Annotated in this window: 17 protein-coding genes; 12 read left to right on the forward strand and 5 right to left on the reverse strand. The window is 73.6% G+C overall.

Annotated features, from left to right (window positions below; all coding sequences use genetic code 11):
• Positions 1-4: 4 nt before the first annotated feature.
• Positions 5-904, reverse strand: coding sequence for a TatD family hydrolase (locus FHX75_RS12970; RefSeq protein ID WP_154939753.1), 900 nt, complete (start codon positions 902-904; stop codon positions 5-7).
• 82 nt (positions 905-986) lie between these two features.
• Here FHX75_RS12970 and FHX75_RS12975 point away from each other — a divergent pair, with 82 nt between their 5' ends.
• Entirely contained in the window at positions 987-2,213 is a 1,227-nt protein-coding gene (locus tag FHX75_RS12975; protein ID WP_154939755.1) for a hypothetical protein, read from the forward strand.
• Positions 2,214-2,285: 72 nt separating this feature from the next.
• Complete coding sequence (locus FHX75_RS12980; protein WP_154939757.1) at positions 2,286-3,137, forward strand: alpha/beta fold hydrolase; 852 nt, start codon at positions 2,286-2,288, stop codon at positions 3,135-3,137.
• Positions 3,138-3,207: 70 nt separating this feature from the next.
• Here the strand turns inward: FHX75_RS12980 and metG are convergent, their stop codons facing one another.
• The gene (gene metG, locus FHX75_RS12985; RefSeq protein WP_154939760.1) at positions 3,208-5,010 is read right to left on the reverse strand and encodes a methionine--tRNA ligase; all 1,803 of its coding nucleotides are present in this window, start codon (positions 5,008-5,010) and stop codon (positions 3,208-3,210) included.
• 161 nt (positions 5,011-5,171) lie between these two features.
• Here metG and FHX75_RS12990 point away from each other — a divergent pair, with 161 nt between their 5' ends.
• Positions 5,172-6,053 (forward strand): hypothetical protein, encoded by an 882-nt coding sequence (locus tag FHX75_RS12990; protein ID WP_246157994.1) that lies wholly within the window; start codon positions 5,172-5,174, stop codon positions 6,051-6,053.
• A 13-nt stretch (positions 6,054-6,066) separates the two neighbouring features.
• Here the strand turns inward: FHX75_RS12990 and rsmI are convergent, their stop codons facing one another.
• Entirely contained in the window at positions 6,067-6,906 is an 840-nt protein-coding gene (gene rsmI, locus FHX75_RS12995) for a 16S rRNA (cytidine(1402)-2'-O)-methyltransferase (protein ID WP_377605105.1), read from the reverse strand.
• 92 nt (positions 6,907-6,998) lie between these two features.
• On the opposite strand from rsmI, the gene FHX75_RS13000 reads away from it, so the two are divergent.
• From FHX75_RS13000 to FHX75_RS13010, 3 genes are all read left to right on the forward strand, one after another.
• Positions 6,999-8,669, forward strand: coding sequence for a dolichyl-phosphate-mannose--protein mannosyltransferase (locus FHX75_RS13000; RefSeq protein ID WP_154939764.1), 1,671 nt, complete (start codon positions 6,999-7,001; stop codon positions 8,667-8,669).
• 487 nt (positions 8,670-9,156) lie between these two features.
• Positions 9,157-10,428, forward strand: a complete 1,272-nt coding sequence (locus FHX75_RS13005; RefSeq protein ID WP_154939766.1) for a VWA domain-containing protein — start codon at positions 9,157-9,159, stop codon at positions 10,426-10,428.
• 1 nt (position 10,429) lies between these two features.
• Entirely contained in the window at positions 10,430-11,200 is a 771-nt protein-coding gene (locus FHX75_RS13010; RefSeq protein ID WP_154939768.1) for a peptidase, read from the forward strand.
• Between the two features lie 41 nt (positions 11,201-11,241).
• Here the strand turns inward: FHX75_RS13010 and FHX75_RS13015 are convergent, their stop codons facing one another.
• Positions 11,242-11,511 (reverse strand): hypothetical protein, encoded by a 270-nt coding sequence (locus FHX75_RS13015; RefSeq protein ID WP_154939770.1) that lies wholly within the window; start codon positions 11,509-11,511, stop codon positions 11,242-11,244.
• Positions 11,512-11,649: 138 nt separating this feature from the next.
• On the opposite strand from FHX75_RS13015, the gene FHX75_RS13020 reads away from it, so the two are divergent.
• The 5 genes from FHX75_RS13020 (at position 11,650) to FHX75_RS13040 (ending at position 15,834) form a co-directional block, all read left to right on the forward strand.
• Complete coding sequence (locus FHX75_RS13020; protein ID WP_154939772.1) at positions 11,650-12,762, forward strand: DNA glycosylase AlkZ-like family protein; 1,113 nt, start codon at positions 11,650-11,652, stop codon at positions 12,760-12,762.
• A complete protein-coding gene (locus FHX75_RS13025) occupies positions 12,755-13,408 on the forward strand; it encodes a 4'-phosphopantetheinyl transferase family protein (protein ID WP_154939774.1) in 654 nt (217 codons plus the stop codon). Before FHX75_RS13020 ends, FHX75_RS13025 begins: the two co-directional genes overlap by 8 nt.
• A 115-nt stretch (positions 13,409-13,523) precedes the next feature.
• On the forward strand, positions 13,524-14,549 hold the full coding sequence (locus FHX75_RS13030; RefSeq protein ID WP_154939776.1) for a DUF4352 domain-containing protein: 1,026 nt from the start codon (positions 13,524-13,526) through the stop codon (positions 14,547-14,549).
• Positions 14,550-14,732: 183 nt separating this feature from the next.
• Entirely contained in the window at positions 14,733-14,927 is a 195-nt protein-coding gene (locus FHX75_RS13035) for a general stress protein CsbD (RefSeq protein ID WP_154939778.1), read from the forward strand.
• 25 nt (positions 14,928-14,952) lie between these two features.
• Positions 14,953-15,834, forward strand: coding sequence for a redoxin domain-containing protein (locus tag FHX75_RS13040; RefSeq protein ID WP_154939780.1), 882 nt, complete (start codon positions 14,953-14,955; stop codon positions 15,832-15,834).
• Between the two features lie 18 nt (positions 15,835-15,852).
• Here the strand turns inward: FHX75_RS13040 and FHX75_RS13045 are convergent, their stop codons facing one another.
• Positions 15,853-16,473 (reverse strand): VOC family protein, encoded by a 621-nt coding sequence (locus FHX75_RS13045; RefSeq protein ID WP_154939782.1) that lies wholly within the window; start codon positions 16,471-16,473, stop codon positions 15,853-15,855.
• 573 nt (positions 16,474-17,046) lie between these two features.
• Between FHX75_RS13045 and FHX75_RS31975 the strand changes: the two genes are divergently transcribed.
• Entirely contained in the window at positions 17,047-18,189 is a 1,143-nt protein-coding gene (locus tag FHX75_RS31975) for an ice-binding family protein (protein ID WP_281290809.1), read from the forward strand.
• The last annotated feature ends 75 nt before the right edge of the window (positions 18,190-18,264 follow it).

The following is an 18,264-nucleotide window of genomic DNA, read 5'->3' on the forward strand; positions in this document are numbered from 1 at the left end:
CCGCTCACCACGGGCCGAAGACCCGGTCGCCGGTGGTGGAGATGGCGGCGCAGAGTTCGTCGAGGTCCGCGCCGGTGGTATCGGCCAGGAACCGGACCGTCAGCGGGATCAGGTACGACGCGTTCGGCCGCCCCCGGTGCGGCATCGGGGTCAGGTACGGCGCGTCGGTCTCCACCAGGATCTGGTCGAGCGGGGTGAGCGCGGCGGCCTCGCGCAGCGGGCCGGCGCTGCCGAAGGTGACGGTGCCGGCGAAGCTGAGCAGGTAGCCCCGGCGGACGCACTCGGCGGCGAACTCGGCGTCGCCGGAGAAGCAGTGCAGCACCACGGTGTCCGGCGCGCCCTCGTCGTCGAGGACGCGCAGCACGTCGGCGTGCGCGTCCCGGTCGTGGATCACCAGGGCCTTGCCGTACCGCTTGGCGATGGCGATGTGCGCCCGGAAGCTCTCCTCCTGCGCGGCCCGCCCCTCGTCGCCGGTACGGAAGAAGTCCAGCCCGGTCTCGCCGACGCCCCGGACCCGGTCCCGGGCGGCGAGCGCCTCGATCTCGCGCAGCGCCTCGTCGAGGTCGGCCAGCCGGGGCGCCTCGTTCGGGTGCAGCGCGACGGTGGCGAGCACCGCCGGGTACTTCTCGGCGACGTCGGCGCCCCAGCGGGAGGAGTTCACGTCGACGCCGACCTGGACCAGCCGGTCCACGCCGACGGCGGCGGCCACCTCGATCGCGGCGGCGACCGGGTCGTCGGCGGGACCGCCGCCGGGCACCCCCGCCTCGCTGACCGTGATGTCCAGGTGGGTGTGGCTGTCGAGCACGGGGCGGGGCAACGCCTCCGGCGCGGGCGGGAACTCCCCGGCCCGGCGGGCGGCCCGCTGCTTGCGGGATTCGGTCGGCTCACTCATCGCGGCCAGCATCACACACCGCCACCGGGCCATGTCTCCGGGACGCCATCGACTGTTCACCGGCCTGGCATGAGCCGCGATTACCGTCTGCAGGATGACCGTCACCCATCAGGCCAGCGACACCGGCTTGCGCGTCGTCCACGAGGGCACGACGTACCCGGCGGAGGAGATCGCCCGGGGCGCGGCGTACGAGTTGTTCCGCGCCGACGAGGCACCCGGTTTCGAGTGGGCGCCCCGGCCCGGCTCGGCGCTGCCGTGGCGCCGGTTCGTCCACGTGACCGAGGTCGGTGCGGTGCAGGGGGCGACGGAGCCGGCCGAGGAGCCGGAGGCGCCGCTGCTGGTGCCGCTGCACCGGGAGCACGGCTGGGCGTACGTGCACCAGCTCAGCCAGCGGCCGACGGCGGCCGGGGACCCGACGCTCAGCACCGTCCGCGCCTCGGCGGTGGTGCGGCGCGGCACCCGGATGGTGAAGGTGCTCTCCGCCCAGCAGCTCGCCGGCTACGTGCGGGGTTGGCTGCCGCACGGCTTCTGCTACCGGGAGCACGACGTGGCGCACCTGCGTACGCCGGCGGCGCTGGCGGTGCTGCGCGGCGACGGCGCGGGTGGTGGCGACGACGTGGCGTACGTGCTGCGCTGGCGGGCGGCCGACCCGGTCGACTACGAGGTGCCGGTCGGCCCGGCGCACCGGGGCCTGCTGGCGCTGCCGCCCCGGGACCGGCTCGGCCCGCCGGTGCTGGGCACCGGCTTCGTGCCGAGCAACGCGCAGCTGATCCCGGAGTTCGTCACCCGGGACTGCGCCGACCTGCCGCTGCCGGCGAACGCCACCCTGCTCGCGTACACCGCCGACGGGGTGGAGGTGGTGCTCTACAGCTACCAGGCGGAGCAGCGCGGCTGGCTGCGGATGGTCGGCCCGCAGTGGCGGCACCTGCTCGCCGCGGTGCCGGAGCTCTCCCCCGACCAGGAGTACCTGCCGACCGGCGACGCGCCCCGCTCCACGCAACTGGTGGGCGGCCACGGCGGCACCGAGTACGAGGCGGTGGCCGACCTGCCCGGCGGGTTCCGGGTGCTGGCGATGACCCGGGCCGCCCGCTACCCCGTGGAGTGGGTGGCCCGGCGGCTGCGGTACGCGCGCTGGCGGGACGTGCCGTGCCTGGTGTTGCGGGAGGAGGCGGGGTGGCTGCGGTTGCGGCTGTGCCGACCGGACCCGGACTCGGTGGTCGGCACCGGGTCGCAGTGCCACGAACGGGGCGTCTACGAGACGTGGGCGCCGGGGGCGGAGGTCACCGACGACCAGGTGGTGGACCAGCCGTACGCACTGTAGAGCCGGGTGCGCATAACGGGCAGCGGGTCGGGAAAGCGCGGGCGTCCGACTTCCAGGGATCAGGAGACCCGCATGCCTTTCATCACTGTCGGGGCGGAGAACTCCGCTCCCATCGACCTGTACTACGAGGATCACGGCTCGGGCCAGCCGGTGGTGCTGATCCACGGGTTCCCGTTCAACGGCGCGACCTGGGAGAAGGTCTCCATCCCGCTGCTGAACGCCGGCTACCGGGTGATCACGTACGACCGGCGGGGCTTCGGCGCGTCCGGCCAGCCGGCGACGGGGTACGACTACGACACGTTCAGCGCGGACCTCGACGTGCTGATGACCGAGCTGGACCTGCGGGACGTGATGCTCGTGGGGCACTCGATGGGCACCGGTGAGGTGACCCGCTACCTGGGCACGTACGGGTCGAGCCGGGTGCGCAAGGCGGTGCTGCTGGCGCCGCTGGCGCCGTTCCTGCTGAAGACGGCGGACAACCCGGAGGGCGTCGACAAGAAGCTCTTCGACGGCTTCCAGCAGGCCATCCTGGCCGACCGGTTCGCCTACCTGACGTCCTTCTGCGACGCCTTCTTCAACTACTCGGAGAACCAGGGCAGGTGGGTCAGCGAGGAGGCGTACCGGGCGCACTGGAACATCGGCACGATGGCCTCGGCGAAGGGCACCCACGACAGCGTGGACGCCTGGCAGACCGACTTCCGGGGCGACCTGCCCAGGATCGACGTGCCGGTGCTGATCGTGCAGGGCGACAAGGACAACGTGCTGCCGTACCCGGCGACCGGGCAGCGGCTCCACCCGATGCTGCCGGGCAGCCAGCTGATCACGTTGAAGGGCGCCCCGCACGGCACCCCGTGGACGCACGCCGACGAGGTCACCAGGGCGATGCTGGACTTCTTCAGCCAGCCGAGCATGGCCCGCGCCTGACGGCGGGGGCGGAAAGATCGGCGGCGCGGCCCTGGGGGACACCCCCGTGGGCCGCGCCGCCGCGTGCGTGTCAGCCGGCCAGGCGGGCCAGCTCCTCCTCGACGATGGAGGGGTCGAGCTTGCGGAAGACCGGCTTCGGCGCCGCGAGCGGCCGGCCGGCCTGCACCGGTACGGACTCCCAGCGCGCCCCGACCGTGTAGTCGCCGGTCAGCACCGGGTACGCCGGCCCGCCGTCGAGGTCGTCGGCCTCCTCAATGACCGGCATCGGCGCGTGCACGCCGGTACCGCCGAGCAGCTCGTGGATCTTCTGCGCGGAGTGCGGCAGGAACGGGGTGAGCAGCGTGTTGGCGTCGCTGACCACCTGGAGGGCGACGTGCAGGATGGTGCCCATCCGCGGCTTGTCCGCCTCGTCCTTGAGCTTCCACGGGGCCTGCTCGGAGAGGTACTTGTTGGCCTCGGCGACCACCTTCATCGCCTCGCCGATGGCCTGCTTCTGCCGGTGCTTGGCGATCAGGTCACCGACGACGGCGAAGCCGGCCCGGGCGGTGGCGAGCAGCGCCTCGTCGGCCTCGGTGAGCCCGGCCGGGTCGACCGGCGGGATCGCGCCGAAGTTCTTCGCCGCCATCGAGACGGACCGGTTGACCAGGTTGCCCCAGCCGGCGACCAGCTCGTCGTTGTTGCGGCGGAGGAACTCCGCCCAGGTGAAGTCGGTGTCGTTGCTCTCCGGGCCGGCGACGGCGATGAAGTACCGCAGCGCGTCGGCGTCGTAGCGCTCCAGGAAGTCCCGGACGTAGATGACCACCTTGCGGGACGAGGAGAACTTGCGCCCCTCCATGGTCAGGTACTCGCTGGAGACCACCTCGGTGGGGAGGTTCAGCCGGCCCAGCTCGCCCGGCTCGCCGTCGTTGCTGCCCTCACCGGAGTAGCCGGAGAGCAGCGCCGGCCAGATCACCGAGTGGAAGACGATGTTGTCCTTGCCCATGAAGTAGTAGCCGCGGGCGTCCTTGCCCTCGCCGTCGGCCGACCACCACTTCCGCCAGGCCTCCGGGTCGCCGGTGCGGCGGGCCCACTCGATGGAGGCCGACAGGTAGCCGATCACCGCGTCGAACCAGACGTAGATCCGCTTGTCGCCGCGGTCGCGCCAGCCGTCGAGCGGGATCGGCACGCCCCACTCCAGGTCCCGGGTGATGGCCCGGGGCTGGAGGTCGTCGAGCAGGTTCTTCGAGAAGCGCAGCACGTTGGGCCGCCAGCCCTCCCGGGTGTCCAGCCACTGCCGCAGCACGTCGGCCAGCGCGGGCAGGTCCAGGAAGAAGTGCTCGGTCTCGACGAACTTCGGCGTCTCGCCGTTGATCTTCGACTTGGGGTCGATCAGGTCGACCGGGTCGAGCTGGTTGCCGCAGTTGTCGCACTGGTCGCCGCGGGCGCTGTCGTAGCCGCAGATCGGGCAGGTGCCCTCGATGTAGCGGTCCGGCAGGGTCCGGCCGGTGGACGGGGAGATCGCCCCGGTGGTGACCTTGGGCACGATGTAGCCGTTGCGGTGCAGCCCCTGGAACAGCTCCTGCACCACCGCGTAGTGGTTGCGGGTGGTGGTGCGGGTGAACAGGTCGTAGGAGAGCCCCAGCGCCCGCAGGTCCTCGGCGATCACCCGGTTGTACCGGTCGGCCAGCTCGCGGGGGGTGACCCCCTCGGCGTCGGCCTGCACCTGGATCGGGGTGCCGTGCTCGTCGGTGCCGGAGACCATGAGCACGTCGTGGCCGGCCATCCGCATGTACCGGGCGAAGACGTCGGAGGGAACGCCGAAACCGGAGACGTGGCCGATGTGGCGCGGGCCGTTGGCGTACGGCCAGGCGACCGCCGCGAGAACGTGACTCATGACCAGCAAGCCTAGTGACCGCGCCCCGGTGGCCGCGAACCAATAGGCCTCCCCGTGTCGGGGCCGACACCGCCGACGGTCGATCCACCCCCGGCCGTTTGTCCGATTTGTCGCCGACACGCGGCCTGAGCTGCCCGGCCCCTCCCCCGACGCGGTGTCCAATGAACGCCGTGACTGGCAGACGAGCGGCACCGGGGCGCGGCGAGAAGCCCCCGGGCACCAGGACGGACCCGCCGGCCGCGCCGGCGCGGGGCGGCGCGGTCGCGCCCCAGCCGCGGGTGGTGCCGGGACCGGACGAGACGCCGGTCGAGGTCGAGCCGACCACCGGCGCGCCGGTCGACGCGGTGCCGCGCCGGGTCCCGGTCCGTCAGCCGGCGCGCGGCCCGCGCACTGATCGCGGCACCGACGCGGGTACGGCGGAGGGGGACGCCGCCTTCTGGGCGCCGATCGAGGAGGTGCACTGGGACGGTACGCCGCTGCGCGAGGAGCCGAAGCGCGGCGAGCGCCCGCCCACCGGGCCCGCCCGCCCGCGCCCGTCGCGCGCCGCGCATCCGCCCGACCCGGTGCGGGGGCTGGCGGTGCTGGTGACGCTGAGCCTGGTCGCCGCGTTCTTCGCCTGGGTGAGCGCCGGGCCGTTCTGGCTCGCGGTCGGGCACGCCAGCACCGGCACGGTGGTGATCACGGACTGCACCGGGGACGGACTGACCCAGCGCTGCCGGGGCGTCTTCTTCGCCGACCGGGGCCGGTTCCTCGCCCACGGGGTCCGGGTCAGCGGGGTGTCGGGCGAGCGCCGGGCCACCGGTACGGCGCTGCCGGCCCGGATGACCGGGGCGGGCGACGACACCGCGTACGTCGGCACCGGTTTCGGCCGGCACCTGAGCTGGCTGCTCGGGCTGCTGGTGGTCGCCGGCTGCGGGGCCGGCATCGCCCGCGGGACCGGGGCGAACCGGCTGGCCGACGCGCGGCAGCGCCGCTGGGCCACGGCCGGCGCGTACGGCGGGCCGGTGCTGATCACCCTGGGCATGCTGATCGCCGCCTGGTGAGGCCGACCGCGGGTCAGGCGTGCACCACGGTGTAGACGTCCCTGCGGCGCAGCCCGTACCCGGCGGCGACCTCGCTGATCGCGTCGCGCCGGGACAGCCCGGCGGCCTCCCGTTCGGCCACGGCGGCGCGCAGCGTGTCGTCGTCGGGGCGTTCCGCCGGCCGCTCCGGGGCACCGGCGACCACCAGGGTGATCTCCCCGCGCGGCTCGCCCTCGGCCGCCCAGTCCGCCAGCTCGCCGAGCGGCCGGCGGACGATCTCCTCGTACGTCTTGGTCAGCTCGCGGCAGAGCGCGGCCGGGCGGTCGGCGCCGAAGGTGGCGGCCAGGTCGGCCAGCGCGCCGGCGATCCGGTGCGGCGCCTCGAAGAAGACCAGGGTCCGTTCCTCGGCCGCCAGGGCGCGCAGCCGGGACCGTCGACCGCCGGGCGAGCGGGGCAGGAAGCCCTCGAAGCAGAACCGGTCGCAGGGCAGGCCGGACAGCGCCAGGGCGGTGGTCACCGCGCTCGGGCCGGGGGCGGCGGTGACCGGCACGCCGGCGTCCAGCGCGCCCCGGACCAGCCGGTAGCCCGGGTCCGAGACGCTCGGCATGCCGCCGTCGGTGACCAGCGCGACCAGGTATCCGGCGGTCAGCACCTCGACCAGTTCCGGAGTACGCCGCTCCTCGTTGCCCTCGAAGTAGGAGACGATCCGGCCGCCCACGGTGACGTCGAGGTCCCGGGCCAGCCGGGTGAGGCGGCGGGTGTCCTCGGCGGCCACCACGTCGGCGGTGGCGAGCACCTCGCGGAACCGCGCGGAGGCGTCGGCCGGGTTGCCCAGCGGCGCGCCAAGCAGGACCAGGCGCCCGGGCTCGGACATTTCACCCACGAGAGGCGCTCCTTCATCGATCGGCGTGCCGATGTCGGGGACGATGGACGCCACCGGGCACCTCCAGAGCCTACGATCGCCGGGTGACGAGTGCGTCGACAGCGCAGAGCGCGAACGCGACCGGACCCGACCAGGGCATTCCGCCCACCGACGGTGGCGGCGTCCCGGCCGTCGTGCGTCGTCGGCTCGCCACCGTCGAGGCCCGGCTGGACGTGAACTCCTGGATCGCCACCGCCGTGGTGGTGGCGATCGCCGCGATCCTGCGCCTGCTCGGCCTGAGCAGCCCCAAGGGCAAGATCTTCGACGAGATCTACTACGCCCGGGACGGCTACGGCCTGATCGACAAGGGCGTCGAGTGGAACTACAAGGACAACGGCCCGTCGTACGTGGTGCACCCGCCGCTGGGCAAGTGGCTGATCGGGTTCGGCGAGTGGGCCTTCGGCTACGCCGACCAGGAGCACAACATCTCGGTGCCGGGGCACCTGTTCACCACCGCCCCGGAGTTCGGCTGGCGGTTCTCGGCGGCGCTGGCCGGCATCCTGTCGGTGCTGATGCTGACCCGGATCGCCCGCCGGATGTTCCGCTCCACCACCCTCGGCTGCGCGGCCGGCCTACTGCTCGCGCTGGACGGCTTCCACCTGGTGCTCTCCCGCACCGCGCTGCTCGACATCTTCCTGCTGCTGTTCGTGCTGGCCGCGTTCGGCGCCCTGGTGCTGGACCGGGACGCCCGGCGGCGGCGCTGGGCCCGGGCGTTGGACGACGGGCTGGACCCGGCCACGCCGGGGCGGGCCGGGCGGCCGGCCGGCGGCTGGCGGACCTGGCCGTGGTGGCGGCTGGCCGCCGGGGTGCTGCTCGGCTGCGCCTGCGCGGTGAAGTGGAGCGCGCTGTACTTCGTGCCGGCGTTCGCGCTGCTGGCGCTGCTGTGGGAGGTCGGCGTCCGGCGCTCCGCCGGGGTACGCCGCCCGTGGCGTGACGCGCTCCTCGACGAGCTGCCCTGGCTGGTGCTCGCCGGGCTGCTGCTGGTCGTGACGTACGTGGCCACCTGGTCGGGCTGGCTGCTCGGCGACGACGGCTACTACCGGCTGGCCGACCGCTACCCGAACACCCCGGGGCTGAGCGACACCCCGATCCTCGGCGCGCTGAACAACCTGTACCACTACCACCGGGCGGCGTTCGAGTTCCACACCGGCCTGGAGACCCCGCACAAGTACCAGTCGTGGCCGTGGCAGTGGCTGCTGCTCGGCCGGCCGGTGGCCTTCTACTGGTCGGGTGACGGGGCGTGCGGCGCGCCGAGCTGCGCCTCGGAGATCCTGCTGCTGGGCACGCCGCTGCTCTGGTGGTCGTTCCTGCCGGCGCTGGCCGCGACCGCCTGGCTGGGCCTGGCCCGGCGGGACTGGCGGGCCGGGGCGATCCTGCTCAGCCTCGCCGCCGGCCTGCTGCCCTGGTTCTGGTTCGCCCTCGACGGCCGGACGATGTTCTCCTTCTACGCCGCCCCGGCGCTGCCGTTCCTGGTCCTCGCCGTGGTCTACGTGCTGGGCGCGATCGTCACCCCGACCGGTCCCGAGGGCGGCGCGGCGACCGACGCCGACCTGGCGCGCGGCGACGACCGCCGACTGATCGGCGGGGTGATCGTCGGCGCGTACGTGCTGCTGGTCGCGCTCTGCTTCGCGTACTTCTACCCGATCTTCGTGGGCAACCTGCTGCCGTACGACGACTGGTCGGCGCGGATGTGGCTGGACGGCCGCTGGATCTGACCCCGCACGGGGCGGCGGGGCGGGCCGGGCGGGAGACGCCGGCGGCGCGCACACGATAAAGCGCGCCCCGATCGCCTGCCACGGGGGAAGCGGGCGATTGGGGCGCGCAAGACAAAGCTTAACCACCCTTCGGCACCCGCACAACGGGGCGACTCGGGTCAGATTTCCGACCGATGCCAAGGCGGGCAAGAGGTTTACCTCCGGCAATCGACGGATGGTCACCATTCTGTCGACGGTCTGCCGTAAAGCCGGTGTAGGTCCGTACCGTTTCCTGCCCGAACACGAGGATCACCGCCCGACGGACGGTGGAGGATCCGGCACCGGGACGGCGTACGAAAAGCACACGGACGCCTCGCCCGATCCACCCGGACGTGACGGGCCGCCCCGCCGAAGTCGCGCGCCGGACACCCGGGGCGGAAGGCGACAGCAAGGGCGCCCCAGCCGCCCCAAATGATCATCCAGAGTGGACGCCACTACACTCCGCCCGGTGATCAACAAGAGACGACCGACGGCCGTCCTGATCGGACTGCTGGCGGCCACCGTGCTGACCGGTCCGGCACCGGCCCTGGCCGACGAGGAGCCGCCCGCCGAGCCACCGAAGGTCGAGCTGGTGCTCGACGTCAGCGGCTCGATGCGGGCCCGGGACATCGACGGCCGCAGCCGGATCTCCGTCGCCCAGCAGGCGTTCAACGAGGTGGTCGACGCGCTGCCCGAGGAGACCCAGCTCGGCATCCGGGTGCTCGGCGCGACCTACCGGGGCAAGGACAAGAAGCAGGGCTGCCTGGACACCCAGCAGATCGTGCCGGTCGGGCCGGTCGACCGGGTGCAGGCGAAGGCGGCGGTGGCCACCCTGCGGCCGACCGGCTTCACCCCGGTCGGGCTGGCCCTGCGCTCCGCCGCCCAGGACCTCGGCACCGGCGCCACCGCCCGGCGGATCGTGCTGATCACCGACGGCGAGGACACCTGCGCCCCGCCGGACCCGTGCGAGGTGGCCCGTGAGCTGGCTGCCCAGGGCACGAAGCTGGTGGTCGACACCCTCGGCCTGGCCCCGGACGAGAAGGTACGCCGGCAGTTGCTCTGCATCGCCGGCGCGACCGGCGGCACGTACACGGCGGCGCAGAGCGCGGACGAGCTGAGCGGCCGGATCAAGCAGCTGGTGGACCGGGCGAACGAGACGTACACCGCCGCGCCCACCGTGGTCGGCGGCACGGCGGAGTGCGCGAACGCGCCGCTGCTCGCCCCGGGCGTCTACAGCGACCGGGAGGCGTTCTCCGAGCACCGCTGGTACCGGGTGCCGGTGCGGCCGGGGCAGGAGCTGCGCGCCTCGGTCAGCCTGGCGCTGGACCGACCGGTGAACCCGGACCACGGGGTGCTGCTGCGGGCCACCGCCGCCGACGGGCGGGAACTGGTACGCGGGGTGGACGCCGGCAGTGGGCGTACCGACGTGGTCTCGGCGGGCCTGCGCTGGTCGGCGACGGAGGACGGCGCCCCGCCGACGCCCGGTGTCACGCCCGTCCCCGCCACGACGGTCTGCCTGGTGGTGAGCAACTCCTTCGCGCCCCGGCCGGGCACCCGGGCCACGCCGGGGATGCCGGTCGAGCTGACCGTCGACGTGGTCGCCTCGTCTCCCGCCCCGGCCGCGCCCGACCTGGGCCGGGGCTGGGTGCTGCTCGCCCTGCTCACCCTGGCCGGCCTGCTCACCGGCCTGGTCGCCGGGCTGCTCACCCGCTGGTGGGTCGCCACCTGGAGGGAGAACTGAGATGCGTACCCCGATGATGCTGGCGGGGGCGGCGCTCGCCGCCGGGCTGGCCCTGCCGGCCGTTCCCGCCGCGGCGGCCGCCCCCACCCCCTCGCCCGGCGCCACCCCGGTCACCCGGGCCGGCACGTCCTTCCTCACCGCCACCGGCATCGCCGCCGGCCAGCCGGTACGGGTGGGCGCCTCCACCGGCGACCACCTCTACTGGTCGTTCCCGGCCTCGGCCGGGCAGCGGCACGAGATCACCGCGACGGTGTCGCTGCCGAAGGCCCGCACCGGGGCGTCCACCTGGACGGTCGAGGTCTTCGACGGGCTGCGCCGCCGGCAGTCCTGCACCGCCGGGGCCCAGACCCCGACGGTGGACGCCGCGACCGGCAGCGTGTCGCTCGGCTGCACCCTGCGCGAGGTGCGCTCCTGGGCCGAGCCCTGGTCGGCGGACCCGCTACCCGGCACCTACTACCTCCGACTGTCGGTGACCGAGCTGCCCGAGGCCGACCTCGGGCTCCCGGTCGACGTCGACCTGCTGGTCAGCGCGGACGGCGACGGCTCGCGCGACGACGGCGAGCTGAAGGCGCCCCTGGTGCCGAACACCAAGGCGGGCACGGTGCTGACCGGTGAACCGGCGGCAGCCCCGGCCGAGCAGGCGGACGGCGGGTTCGGCGACCTGCTGCCCGACCTCGGCTCCCGGTGGATCTGGAGCACGGTCGGCGGGGTGCTGGCCGCGGTGGCCGGCGTGGTCGGCTTCGCGCTGACCCGCCGTCCCCGCCGGCCCTGACCGGAGGCGGTGGCCGCCCGACCGGGGGCGGCCACCGCCGCTCAGGTCGCCAGCGGCCCCCGGGGGACCCAGCCGATGAACCGGTCCTGAAGGGACGTCATCGGCGCGGCGCGCAGGTCGGCGGTGGCGGCCGCCAGACAGGAGCCCAGGTAGACGCTGAGCGAGGCGCGGTCCACCTGGTACTCGCTGAGCAGGCGGGCGCGTTTGGTCGGACACGGCCACTCCTCGCCGCAGGAGTCGCAGGTCCACGCCGGTGTCACCGGAACGTGCTCGTCGGGGTGGGAACCCGAGGGTGCCGGGGCACCGGTCATCGTCACTTCCTCTCGGATGGTCCTACCTGGCACCGGCCCGCCGCGTCGACGACGCGGACGCCGGAAGATCCCCCCGCAACGCCCTAACAGCGCTACGGGACGCTCCGGCGTTACGCGGTTGCGGTACGTTCACCGTCGATGGCCGCCATGAACCTCTCCGCCGACTCGGTGCTCGCCTGGCGGGCGCACCGCCACCTGCTGCACCGCCCGGCCGGGCACGACGCGGTCGCCGTGGTCGGCCGCCTGGCCGGGGTGCAGGCCCAGGTGGCCTCCGCCGCCGAGCAGGCCGTCGCCGCGCGACAGCCGACCCCCCGACCGGGTACGACCGCCGCCGCGCTCGCCGCCGGCGCGCTGGTGAAGACCTGGGCTATGCGTGGCACGCTGCACCTGCTGCCGACCGCGGACGCCCCGGCCTGCCTGGCTCTGCTGGCCGCCGGCCGGTTCTGGGAGAAGGGCTCCTGGCAGCGCAGCTTCGTCACGACCGGCCAGCTCGACGCGATCGCCGAGGCGACGGCGTCCGCACTGGACGGTCGGGTGCTCAGCCGCGAGCAGCTCACCGCAGAGATCGTCGAGCGGACCGGCGACCAAAGCCTCGCCGCGCACCTCGGCTCCGGGTGGGGCGCGGTGCTCAAGCCGCTGGCCTGGCAGGGGCTGCTGGTGCACGGGCCGGCCGACGGCAACCGGGTCACCTTCACCCGCCCCGACACCCACCTGCCCGACTGGCCGGGGCTGCCGGAGCCGGACGCGGCGGCGGCCCGGATGGTGCCGGCGTACCTCGGGGCGTACGGGCCGGCCGACCCGGAGACCTTCGACCAGTGGCTGAGCCGCGGCGCCTCGAAGCGCGCGACGCTGCGCGGCTGGTTCCAGGAGCTGGTGGCGGCGGGTGAGCTGGTCGCGGTGACGGTCGACGGAAAGCCCGGGTACGCCCGCGCCGGCGACGTCGAGGAGATCGCCGCCGCCGAGCACACCGACGAGGTACGCCTGCTGCCCGCCTTCGACCAGTGGGTGCTCGGGCCGGGCACCAGGGACGCGATGGTGGTGCCGCCGGCCCGGCGGGCCGACGTGAGCCGGGCCGCCGGCTGGATCGCGCCGGTGGTGGTGCACCGGGGCCGGGTGGTCGGCACCTGGGAGGCGCGCGGCGGCGAGCCCGAGGTGACGCTCTGGCCCGAGTCGCCGCCCGTGCCGGCCGACCGGCTCGACGCCGAGCGGGCCAGACTGTCGTCGTACCTGAAGGGGGTGGGTGATGCGTGACCTGCTGCCGCCGACCGTCTCGGTCGTGGTGGCCGGGCCGACGGACTGGGCGGGCGAGCTGCTCCCCGGCGAGCAGAGCGGTCTCGGGTCGCGCGCGGTGGAGAGCCGGCGGCGCGACTACACCGCCGGCCGGGTCTGCGCCCGGCGGGCGATGGCCGAGCTGGGGCTGCCCGAGCTGCCGGTCCCGGCGGCGGCCGATCGCTCCCCCGCCTGGCCGGCCGGGCTGGTCGGCACCATCACCCACACCCGCGGCTACTGCGCCGCCGCGGTCGCCCGGGCGACCGACATCCGGTCCGTCGGGATGGACGCCGAGCGGCACCGCGAACTCAGCGAGGGGGTACGCCGGCTGATCTGCCGCCCCGAGGAGGAGGAGCGCTGCGCCCGGCTGCCGGCCGGCACGTCCTGGCCGCTGGTGCTGTTCAGCGCGAAGGAGACCGTCTACAAGGTCTGGCACCCGGTGGTCGGCTCCTGGCTGGACTTCCAGGACGCCACGGTCGAGCTGGACCCGGACGCCGGGACGTTCACCGCGCGGATCGACCCGGTGCGGGTGGCGGCGGCGACCGTGGCCGACCCGCCGTCGGTCGTCATCGGACGCTTCGTCATCGAGGGCGACCTCGTGCGCACCGCGGCCGTGCTGACGCATTGACCGTTCGGCCCGGTCCGGATCGACGAACGGCGGGTCGGACCCGAGACAATTCCGCGTTGCCCGCACCGACTAGCGTCGAAGAGTTCCCGATGCAGCCGAAGTGCCGAGGAGTACGGTGAGCCAGCCCCAGCCCCCTTACGGGCCGCAGGACCCCAACCAGCCGCCCGTCGATCCGTTCCCCACGGCGCCGGTGCCGCACCAGCAGTACCCCGCGGACCCGACCGCGCCGCTGCCGCCGGTCTCCGGCGCGCCGCAGTACCCGACCGCCCCCCAGCCCCCGTACGCGCCGATGGACCCGACCGCCGCGCAGCCGCCGACCTCCGGCGCGCCGTACCCGCCGGTGTCGGGCGCCCCGCAGCCGCCGGTCTCCGGCAGCCCGTACCCGCAGTACGACCCGAACGCGTCGATGCCGCCGGTCTCCGGCGCGCCGTACCCGCCGGTCTCCGGCGGCGGATACCCGCCGGTGTCCGGTCCCGGCTACCCGCCGGCGCCGGGCCAGCCGCTCGGCCCGCCGGTGCAGTCCGGCGCGAAGAAGAAGCCGTGGGTCATCATCGGCATCATCGTCGCCGTGCTGCTCCTGCTCTGCTGCGGCGGAGGCATCGCCGCCCTGGTCGCCGGCGGCAAGAAGGCCGCCGACAAGGCGGAGGAGCTCGAGCGCTCCCTGCCCACCCCGCGCACCACCGCCGCGCCGGCCTTCCCCGGCACGAAGCCCTCCGCGTCCGCCTCAGCCGCCGACGGCGAGACCTTCAACATGGAGCCCGGCGACACCCTGGTGATCGAGGACGACGAGGGCACCATCGAGATCACCATCCGGAAGTTCTCCACCTCCACCAAGGGCTGCCGCTCGTACGCCCCCGCCCCGGACAAGGGCCTCTACCTGATCGCCGACGTGACCGCGACGGTCACCAAGGGCAAGGCGTCGATCAACCCGTTCTACTTCCAGTGGGTGGCCGAGGACGGCACCACCGTCAACGGGCTGGCCGGCGCGCTCTCCGGCTGCGGCGGCGACATGCTCGACTCCGGCAGCGGCATCCGCGCCGGCAGCAAGCGCTCCGGCGCGGTGGTCTTCGACGTCAAGGACAAGAACGGCGTCGTGGAGTACCAGCACAAGTTCGAGGCCGCCGGCTCCTGGAAGCCGTGACCTCCCCGGTTCCGTGGCGGGCCGGCTCCCCATCGGGGGGCCGGCCCGCCGCCTTTTCTGGGTCGACCAGGTTGTCGGCAGCCCTTCTCGGCGGTCGCCGGGGGTTTCCCGCCACGGCGGGCGGGGACGCGGGGCGGGAGGCGCGGACAGCGCGATTGGTCCACGAACCGACGAGGGGGCGGCATGAGTTCCACCGAACGGGCGAAGGACAGCGTCGAGCAGGTGGCCGGCCCTGCCAGGGCGCGGCTGGGCGACATGAACCAGGACGAACGGTCGCAGGCGGAACGGGTGGCCAAGCGCGACGAGATCCGGGGCCGGGAACCCGGCGAGCACGTCCAGGAGGACGCTCGGGACGTCAGGGGCGATTTCACCAGCTGACGACTCCGGTTGAGGAGAGCTCACCATGCGAATCCCTCACCTGATGGCCGAGCGGTGGGTGAACTCGCCGCCGCTGGCCCCCGACGCCCTGCACGGTCGGGTCGTCCTGCTCGACATCTGGGAGTACACCTGCATCAACTGGATCCGTACGTCGCCCTACGTCAAGGCGTGGCACCGCGACTACGCCGACCTGGGTCTGGTCGTCATCGGCGTGCACGCGCCCGAGTTCGAGTTCGGCAAGCACGCCGAGAACATCGACCGGGGGATCCGCGACCACGAACTCACCTATCCCATCGCGATCGACAACGACTTCAAGATCTGGCGGGCCCTCGGCAACAACGCCTGGCCGGCGAAGTACCTCTTCGACGCGGACGGACTGCTGGTCGACCAATGGGTCGGCGAGGGCAGCTACGAGCGCGTGGAGTCGGAGATCCGGCGGCTGATCGAGGTCAGGGCGCCCGGCACCAAGCTGCCGCCGGTCAGCCCCGAGGCGATGGCGTTCGCGACGACCGGGGAGCCCTCCTACATCGGCGTCACGCCCGAGACGTACGTGGGCGCGCACCGCGCGGAGCCGGGCACCTTCGCCCTGACCGGCGACTGGGAGACCAGCGGCGAGTACGTCGAACTCACCAGCGGCACCGGGGAACTCGCCCTGCCCTTCAACGCCGGCGAGGTCAACCTCGTCGTCGACCCCGGTCCGTCCGGGGAGGCGGCGATCGACGTGCTGCTCGACGGGAACCCGATCGGCGACGAGCGCGGCGGGGACGTCGACCCGGACTCGGTGGCGCGCGTCGACCGGGCGGGGATGATCCGGCTCGTCGCCGGGGCCTCGCGGGACGATCACCTGCTGACGCTCGGCACCAGCCAGCCCGGTGTCCGCGCGTTCGTGTTCACCTTCGGCCCGTGAGCGTTCGTTGGTTCGCGCCTATTGGGGCAGCTCCGCGCCCGACTGCTCGCTCACCATGTACTCCGCGTACCAGTCGGGCCAGTTCGGGTCCTCCTGGCCGGTGCGCTTCTCGTGCTCGCCGTGGGCGGCCGCCGCTCGTCGCAGCGCGCCCGCAAGGTCGCTGACGGAGGTGAACGACGTCGCGGCGGCCTCGATCCGCCCGGGCAGCCGGGTCGTGACCTCCTGAACCAGCCAGTTGTTGCCGTCCGGATCGCTGAACGTGGTGCGCGAGAAGTAGCTGCGACGCTCGGGATCCACACCGTTCACCGGCCCCTCGGGGCCGATGTGGAAGACCTCGCTCGCCTCGACACCGGCGGCAACCAGCGCCTTCCGGGCCACCTCGACGTCGGAGACGACCAGGTACGCCTTGGCCGAACCGGGAGCGGCCGACATGAGGTTCGGCCCGAACTGCACCGAGCAGTCGGAGCCCTGCGGCGTGAACTGGACGACGCCGGGCGGGGTCTTGTCGAGCCGCCACCCGAGGCGCCCGTAGAACTCCTTCGCGCGGTCGACATCCGAGACCGGGATGACGACGACCTCGAGCTTCAAGTCGACGTCCCGGATGTTCGGTGTCCCGCTGGCGTCGGTTCTCGGGCTCATCGCGGCCTCCCTGGGCTGAGTCAGGACGTGATGCGTCTTCCCGGCGGTGTCGTGCGACTTCCCGGGTCGGTCGCCTGGCCTGGGTGCTGTGCCAATGGCCTGAGGCAGGGTCTCGGTTACGACGCTACTGCTTCGGCAGTGGCGGGGTGTCTCGTTCGCGGCATCGCGTCCTCTGCCGGCCGAGCGCTCTGTTCGAGCTGCGGTACAAGATCGGAAAAGGCCGTCGGCCAGGTCGACTCCGAAGGAAAACGGTCGTCGCTCACAGCGTTGACCTGGACGCGCTTCGACGGCTGGGCGTCGTCGTCCGCTGGCCGAGCGCAGCGGGCGGCGCTCCCCAGTCCAGCCCCAATCGTGAAACTTGCGGATTGTCCGGTTTGCACCACTTCGGCAAGCGAAAGGTGGTGTGGTGGTCAGCGCGCTTGTTTGCGCCATATGTACCGCTTTGGACAAGAGGCGGCTTGCGAGACGCCTCCTGCGAGTAGTAGCCACGGAGGGTGTTCTGTGAAAGTTAAACCCATTCATCGCCTTAGGCGGGTAGTCCCGCCGGCGCTCGCGGTTTCCGCGGCCACCGCCGTGGCCGTCGCCTTGCTGGTCTTCAACTCGAGTGCGGCGAACGCGCAGGAGGCGCCGGTGGGCCTCGGCACGGCTGCCAACTTCTCCGTACTGGCCGGGGCCGAACCCACCAACACTGGCCCGAGTTTCTTGGGCCAGAGCCTCGGGAGGTACCCGGGGAACACGGCGTCGGGCTTCGAGACGGCAACCATCGGCGGTGAGGTCCACCTCGGCGACGCGGTCGCCCTGCAGGCCCAGAGCGACCTGACCACGGCCTTCAACGACGCCGCCGGCCGGACCCCGTTCACCAACCTGCCCTCAGAGCTCGGCGGCAACACCCTCAACCCCGGCGTCTATCGGATCGGGGCCGCGCAGCTGACCGGGCCGCTGACGCTCAACGCCCAGGGCAACCCCCAGGCCGTGTTCATCTTCCAGGTTGACTCCGCGCTGACGACGGCGCCGAACAGCAGCGTCGTCCTGATCAACGGCGCTTCGCCCTGCAACGTGTTCTGGAAGATCGGCAGCTCGGCGACGATCGACACGAACACCACCTTCGTGGGCACCATCATGGCTCAGGCGTCGATCACGATGGCCACGGGCGCGACTCTCCAGGGCCGCGCGCTGGCTCGCACCGCCGCCGTCACCCTCGACACCAACGTCATCACCGCACCTGTGTGCGCCGGCCCGACCGGTCCGCCCGGTCCCACCGGCCCGCCCGGCCCGACCGGCCCGCCCGGCGCTCCCGGCGCCCCCGGCGCCCCCGGCGCCCCCGGTGCCCCCGGCGCCCCCGGTGCCCCCGGCGCTCCCGGTGCCCCCGGCGCTCCCGGCGCTCCCGGCGCTCCCGGCGCTCCCGGTGCCCCCGGCGCTCCCGGCGCTCCCGGCGCTCCCGGCGCTCCCGGTGCCCCCGGCGCTCCCGGCGCTCCCGGCGCTCCCGGCGCTCCCGGTGCCCCCGGCGCTCCCGGCGCTCCCGGCAGTCCCGGTGCGCCCGGCGCTCCCGGCAGGCCCGGCAGTCCCGGTGCCGGTCAGGGCGACGACGACTCCGGAATGCTGCCGGTAACCGGTAGCGGCCTGGTCCCGGCCCTGGCGGGCACGGGAAGTGCCATGGTCGCCCTGGGCGGGCTCATGTTCTTCCTCTCCCGGCGTCGTCCAACACACCAGTCCTGATTGGAGGCCCGGCCGGTGACCTGCCGGCCGGGCCTCTCCAGCTGTCTTCCGAGGTCATGGCTGTCGGTCTCGGCC

This window comes from Micromonospora palomenae (assembly GCF_007829925.1).
Classification (GTDB): Bacteria; Actinomycetota; Actinomycetes; order Mycobacteriales; family Micromonosporaceae; genus Micromonospora; species Micromonospora purpureochromogenes.

What these genes read in the sequence shown, in the direction of transcription:
- metG (WP_154939760.1), bottom strand. Translation starts at nt 5,010, where the DNA reads ATGAGTCACGTTCTCGCGGCGGTCGCCTGGCCGTACGCCAACGGCCCG.
- FHX75_RS13040 (WP_154939780.1), top strand. Translation starts at nt 14,953, where the DNA reads ATGCGAATCCCTCACCTGATGGCCGAGCGGTGGGTGAACTCGCCGCCG.
- FHX75_RS13045 (WP_154939782.1), bottom strand. Translation starts at nt 16,473, where the DNA reads ATGAGCCCGAGAACCGACGCCAGCGGGACACCGAACATCCGGGACGTC.
- FHX75_RS12970 (WP_154939753.1), bottom strand. Translation starts at nt 904, where the DNA reads ATGCTGGCCGCGATGAGTGAGCCGACCGAATCCCGCAAGCAGCGGGCC.
- FHX75_RS12975 (WP_154939755.1), top strand. Translation starts at nt 987, where the DNA reads ATGACCGTCACCCATCAGGCCAGCGACACCGGCTTGCGCGTCGTCCAC.
- FHX75_RS13025 (WP_154939774.1), top strand. Translation starts at nt 12,755, where the DNA reads ATGCGTGACCTGCTGCCGCCGACCGTCTCGGTCGTGGTGGCCGGGCCG.
- FHX75_RS12980 (WP_154939757.1), top strand. Translation starts at nt 2,286, where the DNA reads ATGCCTTTCATCACTGTCGGGGCGGAGAACTCCGCTCCCATCGACCTG.
- FHX75_RS13015 (WP_154939770.1), bottom strand. Translation starts at nt 11,511, where the DNA reads ATGACCGGTGCCCCGGCACCCTCGGGTTCCCACCCCGACGAGCACGTT.
- FHX75_RS13010 (WP_154939768.1), top strand. Translation starts at nt 10,430, where the DNA reads ATGCGTACCCCGATGATGCTGGCGGGGGCGGCGCTCGCCGCCGGGCTG.
- FHX75_RS13035 (WP_154939778.1), top strand. Translation starts at nt 14,733, where the DNA reads ATGAGTTCCACCGAACGGGCGAAGGACAGCGTCGAGCAGGTGGCCGGC.
- rsmI (WP_377605105.1), bottom strand. Translation starts at nt 6,906, where the DNA reads ATGTCCGAGCCCGGGCGCCTGGTCCTGCTTGGCGCGCCGCTGGGCAAC.
- FHX75_RS12990 (WP_246157994.1), top strand. Translation starts at nt 5,172, where the DNA reads ATGAACGCCGTGACTGGCAGACGAGCGGCACCGGGGCGCGGCGAGAAG.
- FHX75_RS13020 (WP_154939772.1), top strand. Translation starts at nt 11,650, where the DNA reads ATGGCCGCCATGAACCTCTCCGCCGACTCGGTGCTCGCCTGGCGGGCG.